Annotated in this window: 11 protein-coding genes; 4 read left to right on the forward strand and 7 right to left on the reverse strand. The window is 71.8% G+C overall.

Annotated elements, in window-relative coordinates; genetic code table 11:
* The first annotated feature begins 356 nt into the window (after positions 1 to 356).
* Complete coding sequence (locus tag D7193_RS13330) at positions 357 to 1,742, forward strand: hypothetical protein (protein ID WP_187356253.1); 1,386 nt, start codon at positions 357 to 359, stop codon at positions 1,740 to 1,742.
* Between the two features lie 171 nt (positions 1,743 to 1,913).
* On the opposite strand, the gene coaE is transcribed toward D7193_RS13330, so the two are convergent.
* Both coaE and rpsA read right to left on the reverse strand, forming a co-directional pair.
* Positions 1,914 to 3,095 (reverse strand): dephospho-CoA kinase, encoded by a 1,182-nt coding sequence (gene coaE / locus D7193_RS13335; RefSeq protein ID WP_120779794.1) that lies wholly within the window; start codon positions 3,093 to 3,095, stop codon positions 1,914 to 1,916.
* Positions 3,096 to 4,026: 931 nt separating this feature from the next.
* Entirely contained in the window at positions 4,027 to 5,514 is a 1,488-nt protein-coding gene (rpsA, locus tag D7193_RS13340; protein WP_120779795.1) for a 30S ribosomal protein S1, read from the reverse strand.
* Between the two features lie 378 nt (positions 5,515 to 5,892).
* On the opposite strand from rpsA, the gene D7193_RS13345 reads away from it, so the two are divergent.
* The 3 genes from D7193_RS13345 to D7193_RS13355 all read left to right on the forward strand — a co-directional run bounded on the left by D7193_RS13345 (position 5,893) and on the right by D7193_RS13355 (position 7,428).
* Positions 5,893 to 6,696: a class I SAM-dependent methyltransferase gene (locus tag D7193_RS13345; protein ID WP_120779796.1), complete on the forward strand. Its 804-nt coding sequence runs from the start codon at positions 5,893 to 5,895 to the stop codon at positions 6,694 to 6,696.
* An 83-nt stretch (positions 6,697 to 6,779) separates the two neighbouring features.
* The gene (locus tag D7193_RS13350) at positions 6,780 to 7,001 is read left to right on the forward strand and encodes a hypervirulence associated TUDOR domain-containing protein (protein WP_120779797.1); all 222 of its coding nucleotides are present in this window, start codon (positions 6,780 to 6,782) and stop codon (positions 6,999 to 7,001) included.
* Positions 6,988 to 7,428, forward strand: coding sequence for a DUF3140 domain-containing protein (locus tag D7193_RS13355; protein WP_120779798.1), 441 nt, complete (start codon positions 6,988 to 6,990; stop codon positions 7,426 to 7,428). Before D7193_RS13350 ends, D7193_RS13355 begins: the two co-directional genes overlap by 14 nt.
* Positions 7,429 to 7,446: 18 nt before the next feature.
* On the opposite strand, the gene polA is transcribed toward D7193_RS13355, so the two are convergent.
* From polA to D7193_RS13380, 5 genes are all read right to left on the reverse strand, one after another.
* On the reverse strand, positions 7,447 to 10,146 hold the full coding sequence (gene polA / locus D7193_RS13360; protein ID WP_120779799.1) for a DNA polymerase I: 2,700 nt from the start codon (positions 10,144 to 10,146) through the stop codon (positions 7,447 to 7,449).
* Positions 10,147 to 10,256: 110 nt separating this feature from the next.
* The gene (locus D7193_RS13365) at positions 10,257 to 10,970 is read right to left on the reverse strand and encodes an ABC transporter ATP-binding protein (protein WP_120779800.1); all 714 of its coding nucleotides are present in this window, start codon (positions 10,968 to 10,970) and stop codon (positions 10,257 to 10,259) included.
* Entirely contained in the window at positions 10,957 to 11,898 is a 942-nt protein-coding gene (locus D7193_RS13370; protein WP_241562973.1) for an ABC transporter ATP-binding protein, read from the reverse strand. The genes D7193_RS13365 and D7193_RS13370 overlap by 14 nt, the downstream gene beginning before the upstream one ends.
* Positions 11,891 to 13,048 (reverse strand): branched-chain amino acid ABC transporter permease, encoded by a 1,158-nt coding sequence (locus D7193_RS13375; RefSeq protein WP_120779801.1) that lies wholly within the window; start codon positions 13,046 to 13,048, stop codon positions 11,891 to 11,893. The genes D7193_RS13370 and D7193_RS13375 overlap by 8 nt, the downstream gene beginning before the upstream one ends.
* Positions 13,045 to 14,028 (reverse strand): branched-chain amino acid ABC transporter permease, encoded by a 984-nt coding sequence (locus D7193_RS13380; protein ID WP_120779802.1) that lies wholly within the window; start codon positions 14,026 to 14,028, stop codon positions 13,045 to 13,047. The genes D7193_RS13375 and D7193_RS13380 overlap by 4 nt, the downstream gene beginning before the upstream one ends.
* Positions 14,029 to 14,036: the final 8 nt, after the last annotated feature.

Raw genomic sequence — 14,036 nt, forward strand, 5'->3', positions numbered from 1 at the left:
ACATGCCACCCCGCTAGGCTCTCCGTGTAGGCCGCTCGCGGCGGCCGACCGGGCCCGGTGGCCGCCGTTCATCTCGGCCGGCCGCCCCCGGCACGAGGGTCGCAGCACCCGGCATGCCCGGCGTGCGCACCGAGGTGGTCGCGCCCAAGGCGCAGACCGGCCGCCGCGAGCGCCCCACACGTCACCCAGCCACGTCCCGGGCCGTTCAACAACGTGTGGACACCTCGCCTGCACGGGCAGCCAGCCCCGACCCCGCGTCCGCGTCCCCTAGTGCCCCGACGGGCCCGGGCCGGCCGCCCAGCCTGCCGGCGCCCGGTGTCGGCGGCCCCGACGACACGGGGCTCCTGCCGAAGGTCATGGCCCGCCGCCGGCGGCGGCTGCTGGCGGTGCTCGGCGCCGTCGCGGTCCTCTCCGCCGTGGGGCTGGTCCTCGCGCTGCTCAGCTGGCAACCCGACCGGTCCGAGCCGGCCCGGTCGCTGACGACCGCAGAGGCCGAACGGCTGGCCGCGGTACGGGTCACCAACTACCGCGACCTGCGCACCGGAGTGCACGTGACGACGGGCACCGGATCGGCCCGCACCGAGCTGGTGGGCTGGGTCGACTGGTCGCGCCCGCTGCTCTACCTGGACGTCGGGGGCCCCGGCGCGGGCGCCGAGCGGGGTCTGCTCCAGGCCACCCCCGCGCTGCTGGTGATCCGCCCCGACCCGACGGCCGTACCGACCGCCGCGCCGCCTCCGCTGGTGCCACCCGCCGACCGCTGGCGCCTGCACGAACTGCCCGCCGGCAGCGCCCTGGCGCCCGTCCTCGACCTGCTCTTCGATCTCGCCGCGGACAAACCGGACCCGGCGGCGGCGCTGCCCGCCGCCGGAGCCCGCTGGGTCGCCCAGGAAACCGTTCCGGCCGGGCCGGTCGACGTCCTCCAGGGGCCCCTTCCCGGGCAGGTCGGCGTGGCGTCGACCGGCGACCCGGACACCCGGCCGCGGTACTGGGTCGACCAGGACGCGCGGCTGCACCGGCTGACCGCCCAGCTTCCCGGCGCCGGCCCGGTCACGGTCACGCTGAACCGCACCGACCGGCCCACCCTGCGCCCGGTCGACGCCCTGGGCGGCCGTCCCGGCCTGCCCCGGGCCCTCACCACGGCCGAGCAGGACCGGCTGGACCGCCTGCCCCAACGGCTGAGGGCCCGCACCGGCGCCACCGCCACTCTCACCGCCCCGACAGGCCGGAACACAAACCTGCGCGGCGCGGGCTGGATCAACTGGACCGCGCGCACCGCCTACCTGGCCGTGGCCGACCTCGGCGTACCGCAACGCCGTACCCTCCTGCGCCGCGACGCCACCGGGACGACCCGGGCCGACGTGCCGGCCACCGGCGACCCCGAGCGACCCGACCGCCCCCCGCTGCCGCCACCAGCCGACGCGACCTGGCGCACCGAACGGGCCGGGACCGACGACCTGACCACGCTGATCGACGTGGCCCTCGCCGCCGGCCGCACCGCACCCCGCGGAACGGCCGTCCGCCTGCGCGAGGACACCCTCGCCGACCGGGCGGTGGACGTCGTCGAGCTGCGCACCACCCGCAGCCTGCAGCGCTACTGGATCGACCGGGACGGGCTGCTCCGCCGCGTCGAGCTGCGCACCGGCCCGGGCGCCTGGGCGCAACTGGACCTCACGCCCGGCACCGTACCGGCGCTGCCCGCGCCGAAACGGTCCACCAGCCGGGCGGCCGGCGCCTCCCGCTGAGCGCCCGGCCGGGGTCCGACCCGGGCCCGGGCGGCACGGCCTGTTGCGGTCGGGCCGGGGCTCAGCCCCGCCCCCGGCATGCTCCACGCCGGGGTCCGGCCCCGGCTTGCTCCACGCCGGGGCCGGCACGGCCTGGCTCGCGCCGGGCTCGGCTGCCGCCACGGGCCTGCCTCAGGGGCGCCAGCCGGTCTGCGCGGCCCACTCCTCGGCGCGCAGGTGCTCCTCGTCGAACCACGGGTCCTTCGCCGTGGTGTACGTGACGCTGTCCGAGGCGGAGGCGGCCAGCTCCCGTTTGAGCAGCAGGTAGGCGGCCCGCTGGCCCGGGTCGGCGCGCAGGTGGTCGCGCATCAGCAGCGCGTACCGCCAGCCCGGCGAGTCGGCCGCACGGACGTGCAGGTTGACGGGGCGGCCCGGGTCGGCGCTGCCGTGCAGCCGTTTCGCCCACCGCATGCTGCCGGCCGGGCGCGGGTTGTCCCACCACTCCCCCGGTATCCGCGGGAACCCGGCGTCGGCCAGCCGCTGCGCCAGCGGGCCGTCCGCCTCGTCCAGGCTGGGCACGGTGAGCTGGATGTCGATGACGTCCTTCGCGGCCAGCCCGGGAACCGCGGTGGACCCGATGTGGTCGATCCGCGGGTCGGCCGGCGCGAGCGCGTGCCGGATCCGGGCGGCCAGCCGTGCGTACTGCTGCGGCCAGCTCGGGTCCGGCTCGGTCAGCTCGACCCGCTGCGGCCAGACCACCCGCCGCTCGCGGACGTTGCGCTCGTAGGGCAGCAGCCGGTCGTACCAGAGCGCGTCGACCGCCGCGTGCAGCTCGGCGAGGCTGCCGTCGTTGGTCAGCAGCACGTCGGCCGCCGCGCGGCGGCGGGCGTCGTCGGCCTGCGCGGCGATCCGCCGCTCGGCCTCCGCCCGGTCCATGCCCCGGTCGCGGGCCAGCCGCTCCAACCGGACCGGCACGGCCGTCTCCACGACGACCACCAGGTGGTACGTGGCCGCGAGCCCCGCCTCCACCAGCAGCGGCACGTCGTTGACGACGATCGCGTCGGGCGCCGCCGCGGCGGCCAGCTCGGCGGTGCGCGCCCGTACCCGGGGGTGGGTGATCGCCTCCAGCCGCCGCCGGGCCGCTTCGTCGGTGAAGACGATGGCGCCCAGCGCCGCCCGGTCGAGGCTGCCGTCGGCCGCCAGCACACGCGGAGAGAACGCCTCGATGATCTCCGCGAGCCCGGGTGTGCCCGGCGCGACGACCTCCCGGGCGACCCGGTCCGCGTCGATGAGCACCGCGCCCCGCTCGGCGAGCCGTGCCGCCACGGCGCTCTTGCCGGACCCGATCCCGCCCGTCAAACCCACCATCAACACGGGCCCAGTCAACCGGACGGCGTCCACCGCACCAAAACGGACCCCCGTGTCGCGCTGGCGGGCGGGCGGTGCGCCCCCCGGCCGGGGCGACCGACTCGGCTTCCGCTTGCCCCGACCCGCTCGATGCGCCCGAACCCGTCCGGATTCGGCTCAAGCGCGCCGCGTCCCGCTCCACCCTCCGGCGAGCGCCGGTGATCGACTCCGCTTCCATGAACTCGCGGTATCCGCCCCGGTCGGACAGCCCGACTTCCAGGAACCCGAGTCGATCACCAATCAGCCGGGCAGGACGAGCGCCAGACGCGCGAGCTTCAACCAGCGGGCGTGATCGACTCCACATCGCCGATCCGGCGAGGTCGGCGGGCCGTCGTTACCGCGATCTCGGCGATCCGGCGTGGATCATGCGCCGCCCGGACCGCCCCGCACAAGGCACCCGCCCGAACCCACCCGGAACCCGCTCAGGCGCCCCGGGTCTCACCCCACCCTCCGGCGAGCGCTGGTGATCGACTCGGCTTCCTTGAACTCGCGGTATCCGCCCCGCCCGAACAGCCCGACTTCCAGGAACCCGAGTCGATCACCAATCCGCCCCGGGCAACACGAGCGCCAGACGGGCTTGCCTTGCCCCCCACGGCTTGATCGACTCCAGATCGCCGATCTGGCGGGGTCGACAGGCCGTCGTTACCGCGATATCGGCGATCCGGTGTGGATCATGCGCCGCCCGGCCCGCCCCGACCCGCACGATGCGCCCGCCCGAACCCGCGCCGGAACTCGCTCAGCCGCCCCGGGACCCACCTCACCCGGCGAGCGCTGGTGATCGACCGATATCGGCGATCTGGGAAGGACCACGCTCCCTGGCCCGCCCCCAGGTACGGCGAAGGCCCCGCCCTCGGCGATCCGGAGATCGCGGAGGACGGGGCCTGTCGTCGTCAGCGGGTCACTTGCCGCCGGCGAGCTTCTCCCGCAGAGCGGCGAGCGCCTCGTCGGTGGCGAGGGTGCCCGCGGGCTCCTCGGCCTGCCGGCTCGGGGCCGCGCTGGTGGTGGTGGCGCCACCGGTGACGGGCGGAGCCGGGTTGGCAGCGGCCTCGGCCTCGGCGGCGCGGGAGGTCTGCACCTGCTTCTGGTGCGCCTCCCAGCGCTGGCGCGCCTCGGCGTACTGCTGCTCCCAGGTCTCGCGCTGCTTCTCGTACCCCTCGAGCCACTCGCCCGTCTCCGGGTCGAAGCCCTCCGGGTAGATGTAGTTGCCCTCGGCGTCGTAGGTCGCGGCCATGCCGTAGAGGGTCGGGTCGAAGTGCTCCTCGCCCTCGACGAAGCCCTCGTTGGCCTGCTTGAGCGACAGCGAGATCCGGCGCCGCTCGAGGTCGATGTCGATGACCTTGACCATGACCTCGGAGCCGACCTGGACGACCTGCTCCGGGATCTCCACGTGGCGCTCGGCCAGCTCGGAGATGTGGACCAGGCCCTCGATGCCGTCGTCGACCCGGACGAACGCACCGAACGGCACCAGCTTGGTGACCTTGCCCGGCACGATCTGCTGGATCGCGTGGGTGCGGGCGAACTGACGCCACGGGTCCTCCTGCGTCGCCTTCAGCGACAGCGAGACCCGCTCGCGGTCCAGGTCGACGTCCAGGACCTCGACCTCGACCTCCTGGCCCACCTCGACGACCTCGGACGGGTGGTCGATGTGCTTCCAGGACAGCTCGGAGACGTGCACCAGACCGTCCACGCCGCCGAGGTCGACGAACGCGCCGAAGTTGACGATCGAGGACACGACGCCCTTGCGGACCTGCCCCTTCTGGAGCTTGTTGAGGAACTCGGTGCGCACCTCGGACTGGGTCTGCTCCAGCCACGCCCGGCGGGACAGGACCACGTTGTTGCGGTTCTTGTCCAGCTCGATGATCTTGGCCTCGAGCTCCCGCCCGACGTACGGCTGCAGGTCACGCACACGCCGCATCTCGACCAGGGAGGCGGGCAGGAAGCCGCGCAGCCCGATGTCGAGGATGAGGCCACCCTTGACCACCTCGATGACCGAACCGCGGACGACGCCGTCCTCGTCCTTGATCTTCTCGATCGTGCCCCAGGCCCGCTCGTACTGCGCCCGCTTCTTGGAGAGGATCAGGCGACCCTCCTTGTCCTCCTTCTGGAGGACGAGGGCCTCGATGTGGTCACCAACCGACACGACCTCGGCCGGATCCACGTCGTGCTTGATCGACAGCTCCCGAGAGGGGATGACGCCCTCGGTCTTGTAGCCGATGTCGAGCAGGACCTCGTCCCGATCGACCTTGACGACGGTGCCTTCGACAATGTCGCCGTCGTTGAAGTACTTGATGGTCTCGTCGATCGCGGCGAGGAAAGCTTCCTCGGAGCCGAGGTCGTCGACGGTGACCTTGGTGGCGCTCGAGGGAGCCTCGATGCTGCTCGTCATGTGGGCGGTTGCTCCGGTCGGATGGGATGTCACAGCAGGCGTGGTGTCGCGGTGACCCGGTCGCGCAGCGGACCCGTCGCTTGGCACACCGAACGATTGCCAGATGTCATGATGTGGCGCCGTCAGTGGCTTCGTCGACCGCGCACCTGCTCCCTGCCGAGGCACACGATCCGCGAGCGCATCGTCTAGCCTACCTTGCGCATTACCACAGCGTGCAAGCCCTCCCGCCTGCTCATCGCCTCGTGACCTGCGAAAGCCGAGAAATCACCCGGAATCCGTCCCGCCTGTCTCGTCCGTCACACGCGCCCCACCCGTACCGCAGGGCGACGCGCCGGGGTCCGCGCGCCGCGGCGGCCGGCGAGGCCCTAGCGTGAGCGGGTGGACGACGACAGCCGTGTGACCCGCCGCCGGGTCGCCGACGCCGAGGCCCGGGTGGCCAGCCGCCGCTGGTGGGACGCCGACGCCGACGACTACCAGGCCGAACACGGCGCCTTCCTGGGCGACGTCGACTTCGTCTGGTGCCCGGAGGGGGTCCGCGAGGCCGACGTCCACCTCCTCGGCGACCTGGCCGGCGCCCGGATCCTGGAGGTCGGCTGCGGCGCCGCGGCCGCCGCCCGGTGGCTGGCCACGCAGGGCGCCCACCCGGTCGCCATGGACCTCTCCGCCGGCATGTTGCGCCACGCCGCGCAGGCCGCCGACCGCAGCGGCGTACGCGTGCCGCTCGTGCAGGCCGACGCGCTCGCCCTGCCCTTCGCCGACGCGGCGTTCGACACCGCCTGCACGGCGTTCGGCGCGATCCCGTTCGTCGACGACTCGGCCGCGCTGATGCGCGAGGTGTTCCGGGTGCTGCGACCCGGCGCCCGCTGGGTCTTCTCGGTCACGCACCCGATGCGGTGGATCTTCCTCGACGACCCCGGCGAGGGAGGCCTGCGGGCGGTGCACTCGTACTTCGACCGCCGCCCGTACGTGGAGCAGGACGACGCCGGCGTGGCCACCTACGTCGAGCAGCACCGCACCCTGGGCGACCGGATCCGGGAACTGGTCGCCGCCGGGTTCCGCCTCGTCGACCTCGTGGAGCCGGAATGGCCGGAGGGACACGAGGGGATCTGGGGGCAGTGGAGCCCCCTGCGGGGCCGCCTCTTCCCCGGCACGGCGATCTTCGTGGCCGAGAAACCCGCGTGACGGCCGGCGTCGGACCACCGATCGCCGAGGTCGCCTCCTGACCGGCGTCGTTTCCGCCGGCCGGCCCCGGGTACCCCGACGGCATGGCCGAGAAGAGGGAGTTCCGCAAGGGTGACCACGTCTCCTGGGCCAGTCACAGCGGCCGGGCGTACGGCGTGGTCAAGGAGAAACTGACCGAACGCACGCACGTACGCGGGCACGCCGTGAACGCGTCGGAGGACGAGCCGCAGTACCGGATCCGCAACGACGACTCCGGCCGGGACGTCGCCCACCGACCGGAGGTGCTGCGCCGTGAGCAGCGGTGACGACGGCCGCGACACCTACCGGGAGTTCACCGAGGCCGTGAACATGAAGCCCCGCGAGCTGTCGGCGTGGCTGGAGACCGACGAGTCCAAGCACGTGGGCTGGCGCCGGAAGGGCAGCCGGGGCGGCGAGTCGGTGGGGCACGAGTCCGGTCGGAAGATCATCGACCTGCTGCGCCGCAAGCGCGCCGACCTCTCCCAGGCCGACTTCCGGCACATGCGCAAGGTCGTCGGCTACGTCCGCCGACACATGGCCCAACGCCCCTCCGGTGACGTGCGCGACACCAAGTGGCGCTGGTCGCTCATGAACTGGGGGCACGACCCGCTCAAGGCACCGCTGCCGCCGCCGGGCGGCCCGTCCCGGCGCGCCCTGCAACGCCGCGGCGCCCCACCGAAGTCCCGCGGCGGCCCGGAGCGCCCGAACCGGTGACATCGGCGGCGCCGGCCGTCAGTGGTCGGCGCTGTTCCAGTCCCGCCCCTCGCCGACGGACACCTCCAGCGGCACCGACAGCGGGTACGCGCTGCCCATCTCCCGGCGCACCAACTCCTCGAGCACCTGCCGCTCGCCCGGCGCGACCTCGAACACCAGCTCGTCGTGCACCTGCAACAGCATCCGCGAGCCGAGCCCGGCCTCCTTCACCGCCGCGTCGACCCGCAGCATGGCGACCTTGATGATGTCCGCCGCGGAACCCTGGATCGGGGCGTTCAGCGCCATCCGCTCGGCGATCTCCCGCCGCTGCCGGTTGTCGCTCACCAGGTCCGGCAGGTAGCGGCGGCGGCCCAGGATCGTCGAGGTGTAGCCGTCGTGCCGGGCCCGGGCCACCACCTCGCGCAGATAGTCGCGGACGCCGCCGAAGCCGGAGAAGTAGTCCTCCATGAGGCCCCGGGCCTCCTCGGTGCCGATCCCCAGCTGCTGGGACAGGCCGAACGCGCTCAACCCGTACGCCAGGCCGTAGTTCATCGCCTTGATCTTGCGGCGCTGGTCGGGCGTGACCTCGGCCAGCGGCACGCCGAACACCGACGAGGCGGTCGCCGCGTGGAAGTCGGCGCCGGAGTTGAACGCCTCGATCAGCGCGTCGTCCGACGAGAGGTGCGCCATGATGCGCATCTCGATCTGGCTGTAGTCGGCGGTGAGCAGGCACTCGTAGCCCTCACCCACCACGAACGCGCGGCGGATCCGCCGCCCCTCCTCGGTGCGGATCGGGATGTTCTGCAGGTTCGGCTCGGTGGAGGAGAGCCGGCCGGTGGCCGCCACCGTCTGGTTGAAGGTGGTGTGGATGCGCCCGTCGTCGGAGACCGACTTGAGCAGACCGTCGACCGTGGACTTCAACTTGGCCACGTCCCGGTGCCGCAGCAGGTGGGCCAGCACCGGGTGCGGGTTCTGCGCGTAGAGCCACTGCAACGCGTCGGCGTCGGTGGTGTAGCCGGTCTTGATCTTCTTGGTCTTGGGCAGGCCCAGCTCGCCGAAGAGGATTTCCTGCAACTGCTTCGGTGAGCCGAGGTTGAACTCCCGCCCGACCGCCTCGTACGCGCCCTGCGCGGCGGCCTTCACCTCGGCCGCGAAGTGCGCCTCCAACTCGGAGAGGTAGTGCGTGTCAGCGGCGATGCCGGTGCTCTCCATCCCCGCGAGCACCCGCATGAGCGGCAGCTCCACCCCGCTCATCAGCCGGGCGGACTGCTCGCCGTCGCGGGAGAGCTCGGCGTCGATCGCGTCGGCGAGGTCGAGCGTGGCCCGCGCCTGGAGCATGAGGTTCTGCTCGACCTCCCCGTCGGCGCCCAGCCCCTCCAGGGTCAGCTGGCCCGTGTCGGGGGCGTCGACGCGCAACTCCCGGTGCAGGTAGCGCAGGGCGAGGTCGGTCAGGTCGTAGGAACGCTGGTCGGGGCGGGCCAGGTACGCGGCGATCTGGGTGTCGCGGCTGATCCCCTCGAGCGACCACCCGTGCGCCGCGAACGCGAGCACCGCCGGCTTGCTGTCGTGCAGCACCTTCGGGCGCTCCCCGTCGGCGAGCCAACCGGCCAGGGCCGCCTCGTCGGCCGCGTCGAGCCGGCTCGGATCGAACCACACGGCGGCGCCGCCCGCGGTGGCCAGCGCCACGCCCAGCACGGAGGCGGTGTGCCGGCGGTTCGGGCCGGTGTCGAGCTTGACCGCCACCCCGACGGGTGTGCCGGCCGGGGCGTGCGTGTCGAGCCAGCCGGTCAGCGCGCCGGGCTCGGTGAGCACCTGGCCGGCCAGGTCGAAGCCCGCCTCCGCCTCCGGTTCCACCGCCTCCAGGTACTGGTAGAGCCGGTCGCGCAGGATGCGGAACTCCAGGGTGTCGAAGACCTGGTGCACGGCCTCCCGGTCCCAGCCCGGCCACCGCGCGTCCTCCGGACGCAGCGGCAGCTCCAGGTCGGAGACCAGGCAGTTGATCTCGTAGTTGCGGATCACATCGGCGAGACGCTCCCGCAGGCTGTCGCCGGCCTTGCCCTTGATCTCGTCGGCCCGGGCGACGACCCCGTCGACCCCGCCGTAGCTGGTGATCCACTTCGCGGCGGTCTTCGGGCCTACGCCGGGGACGCCGGGCAGGTTGTCGCTCGTCTCGCCCACCAGGGCGGCCAGGTCGCGGTAGCGCTGCGGCGGCACACCGTACTTCGCCTCGACCGCGGCCGGATCCATCCGGGCCAGGTCGGAGACGCCCTTGCGCGGATAGAGCACGGTGATGTGGTCGTCGACCAGCTGGTAGGCGTCCCGGTCACCGGTCGTGATCAGCACCGACATGCCCTGGTCGCGGGCCTGGCAGGCGAGGGTGGCGATGACGTCGTCGGCCTCGTAGCCCTCCTTCTCCACCACGGGGATCCGCAGCGCCGCGAGGACCTCCTTCACGAGGCTGACCTGACCCTTGAAATCCGTCGGCGTCTCGCTGCGGCCCGCCTTGTACTCCGCGTACTTCTCGGTGCGGAACGACCGCCGGGACACGTCGAAGGCGACGACGATGTGGGTCGGCTGCTCGTCGCGCAGCACGTTGATCAGCATCGAGGTGAAGCCGTAGACCGCGTTGGTCGGCTGGCCCGTCGTGGTGGAGAAGTTTTCCACCGGCAGGGCGAAGAACGCCCGGTATGCCAGGGAGTGTCCGTCGACGAGGAGCAGGCGCGGCGTCGTAGCTGTCACGTGGCGACTCTAGCCCGTACCACCGACATCGCCGCCCTCCGCCACCGCCCGAGAAACGACGGACGGCCGCCTCCGGGAAAGGTCCCGGGGCGGCCGTCCGCGGTACGGCGTCAGGCCACGCCGAGGTACGCCTCCTTGACCGCCGGGTCGTGCAGGAGCTCCTCACCGGAGCCCTCCTTCACGATCCGCCCGGTCTCCAGCACGTACCCCCGGTGCGCCCGGGAGAGCGCCTGCTGGGCGTTCTGCTCCACCAGCAGGATCGTGGTGCCCTGCTGGTTGATCTCCGTGATGATGTCGAAGATCTGCCGGATCACCAGCGGGGCCAGCCCCATCGACGGCTCGTCCAGCAGCAGGAGCTTGGGGCGGCTCATCAGCGCCCGACCGACCGCGAGCATCTGCTGCTCGCCGCCGGACAGGGTGCCTCCGGCCTGCTTGCGCCGCTCGGCGAGCCGGGGGAACAGCGTGAGCACCCGGTCCAGGTCGGCGGCGATGCCGGCGGAGTCCCGCCGGGTGTACGCCCCCATGTCCAGGTTCTCCATCACCGTCATGCCCGGGAAGATCTGCCGCCCCTCGGGCGACTGGCACAGACCCCGAACGACCCGCAGGTCCGCCCGCAGCTTGCTGATGTCCTCACCGTTGAAGGTGATCTTCCCGCCGGAGAGCGACCGGGTGCCGGAGATGGCCCGCATGGTGGTGGTCTTGCCGGCGCCGTTCGCGCCGATCAGGGCCACCACCTCGCCCTCGTTGACGGTGAGGCTGATGCCGTGCAGCGCCTCGATCCGGCCGTAGGCAACGGTGACGTTCTCGAGCTCAAGCAGCGTCATCGACGGACTCCCCCAGGTACGCGGCGATCACCTTCGGGTTGCGACTCACGTCGGCGGGCGCCCCCTCGGCGATCTTCCGGCCGAACTCCAGCACCACGATCCGGTCGGTGACACCCATGACCAGCCGCATGTCGTGCTCGATGAGCAGCACGGTCAGGCCCATGTCACGGATCTTGCGGATCAGGGTGAGCAGCTCCTCCTTCTCCGCCGGGTTGAAGCCGGCGGCCGGCTCGTCCAGGCAGATCAGCTTCGGCTCGGTGGCCAGCGCCCGGGCGATCTCGAGGCGGCGCTGGTAGCCGTACGGCAGGTTGCGCGCCTCGTCGTTGGCCCGGTCGGCGATCCCCACGAAGCGCAGCAGCGCCAGGGCCTTCGCCTCGGCAGCCCGCTCCTCGAGGATGTGCCGCGACAGGCCGAACGTCTTGGCGAACGACCGCCGCACCTGCTGCCACGTCCGGACGATGCCGGACTCGGCCGTGACCTGAGGCAGCTCCTCCGGCTTCGGCCGCACCCGGTAGAGCCGGAACAGCGCACCCGGCACGCTGGTCTTGTGCCGCGAGTCAGTCCCGACCATGACGTTCTCCAGCGCCGTCATCTCGGGGAAGAGACGGATGTTCTGGAACGTCCGGGAAATGCCGAGCTGGCTGATCTGGTGCGGCTTGCGGCCGGTCACCTTCTGGCCCCGGAACCGGACCGCCCCGGACGTCGGCCGGTACACCCCGGTCATCACGTTGAAGCAGGTCGTCTTCCCGGCGCCGTTCGGCCCGATCAGTCCGAGGATCTCGCCCTCGTGGATCTGGAAGTTGACCCCGTCGAGGGCGACCACACCGCCGAAGCGGAGCGTCACGTCGTCAATCTCGAGCAACAGCGGCCGCGGTCCCGGCTGGGCCGGGATCTTCGGCGCCGACGTGCTGGTGGTCTCGTCAGACATGAGCGGGCACCTCCTCTGCCTCCGCCGCACGGTCCTTCAGCTCCCGCGCCCGCCGCCGGCTGGGGATCAGGCCCTGCGGACGCAGGATCATCACCAGCACCATGGCCAGACCGAAGACCAGCCACCGGTAGTCGGCGAAGTCGCGGAACCGCTCCGGCAGGTACGCCAACAGCACCGCGCCGAGCGAGACGCCGATCATGTTGCCGGAGCCGCCGACCACGACCATGGCGACGAAGAGAATGGAGAGGTTCGCGTTGAACTGGGTCGGGTCGATGAACGCGTTGCGGCTACCGAACAGGAAGCCCGACAGGCCGCCGAGCGCCGCACCGATGGCGAACGCCCAGAGCTTGAACTTGAACGGGTACACACCCATCACGGCGGCGGCGTCCTCGTCCTCGCGGACCGCCAGCCATGCCCGGCCCACCCGGCTGTGCTCCAGCCGGCGAACCAGGAACACCATGATCAGCACGAAGGTGATCGCCAGCCAGTACCAGGGCTTCGCGTCGATCAGGCCGAAGACCTTGTTGTCCGCCGACGGCGCACCCTCCGGGCCGGGGATGGCCGAGATGCCCACCGGGCCGTTGGTCAGCCCGGTGGCGTTGCGGGCCACGATCCGGATGATCTCGCCGAAGCCCAGCGTCACGATGGCCAGGTAGTCGCCGCGCAGCCGCAGCGTCGGCCAGCCCAGCAGCACGCCGGAGATCATCGTCAGCACGATCGCGATGAACAGGCAGATCGCCCAGGTCACCGCCCACGTCGGCGGCAGGTCGAACTCCTGCTGGATCCACTTGACCACCGGCGAGTTCACCGAGCCGAACAGCGCCACGCTGTAGGCGCCGATCGCGAAGAATCCGATGTAGCCGAGGTCCAGCAGGCCGGCGAGACCGACCACCACGTTCAGGCCGATCGCGACCAGCACGTAGATGGCGCAGACGAAGAGCACGCCCGCCCAGTTGTTACCGCCCTCGATCGAGTCGGTACGCAACCAGGTCAGACCCGGAATGCCGAGCAGGGGCAGGTAGTACAGGATCGCCAGGAAGGCGACCAGCCCGATGCCCTGCTGCCACCTCGGCAGCGCCCGCCAGCGGTCGCCGACCGCGGTCAGCATGCCCACCCGACGGCGGTCGGCGGAGCGAATCTTGTCGATCATGCGCGGGCCCTCCCGAGCGACTCGCCCAACAGACCGGTCGGCCGGAACATCAGCACCACGATCAGCACCACGAAGGCGATGACGTCCTCCCAGTTGGACGCGAAGAGCGTGGCGCCGTAGACCTCGACGATGCCGAGGAAGAGGCCACCCAGCAGCGCGCCGCGCAGGTTACCGATACCGCCCAGGACCGCGGCGGTGAACGCCTTGAGGCCGAGCACGAACCCGATGCTGTTCTGGGTGAAACCGAACCGCATGCTCCACAACAGCGCCGCGGCGCCGGCCATGATGCCACCGAGCACGAAGATCAGCATGATCACGCGCTCCTGGTTGACGCCCATCAGCGCCGCGGTCTCCGGGTTCTGGGCCACCGCCCGCACACCCCGGCCGTAGCGGGTGCGGTTGATGAACCAGTCCAGCAGCGCCATCATCGCCACCGCCGCGATGAGCACGATCAGCTGGATGTTCGTGATCGCCGTGTTGCCGATGGTGAACAGGGTCTTCTGCTCGATGATCGTCGGCATACCGACGATCTGCCGGGGCCGGCCGAACGCCGCCGGCAGGACGCCACCGAGCAGCTTGGGCAGCACCTGCCCGAAGAGCTCCACGAAGACCAGCGACAGACCGATCGCGGTGATCAGGAAGATCAGCGGCGGCGCGTTCTTACGGCGCAACGGCCGATAGGCGATCCGTTCGAGCGCCAGGGCCGTACCGCCCGACGCGACCGCCGCGACGAGCAGACCGAGCACCAGGAACAGAATCGCCTGGCCGATCGGCGGGTTATTTTCGACCCCGAGCTGGTTCCACAGGATCAGCACCGCGAAGGTACCGACCATGAACACCTCGGAGTGCGCGAAGTTGATCAGGCGAAGAACGCCGTAGACGAGGGTGTAGCCAAGGGCGATCAGGGCGTAGATCGCGCCCTTGGACAGGCCGTCGACCGTGTGCTGGCCGAGATGACCGATCAGTTCATCGAAATGCACCGGGGGTC

This window comes from Micromonospora costi, assembly GCF_003626655.1.
Lineage (GTDB): Bacteria > Actinomycetota > Actinomycetes > Mycobacteriales > Micromonosporaceae > Micromonospora > Micromonospora costi.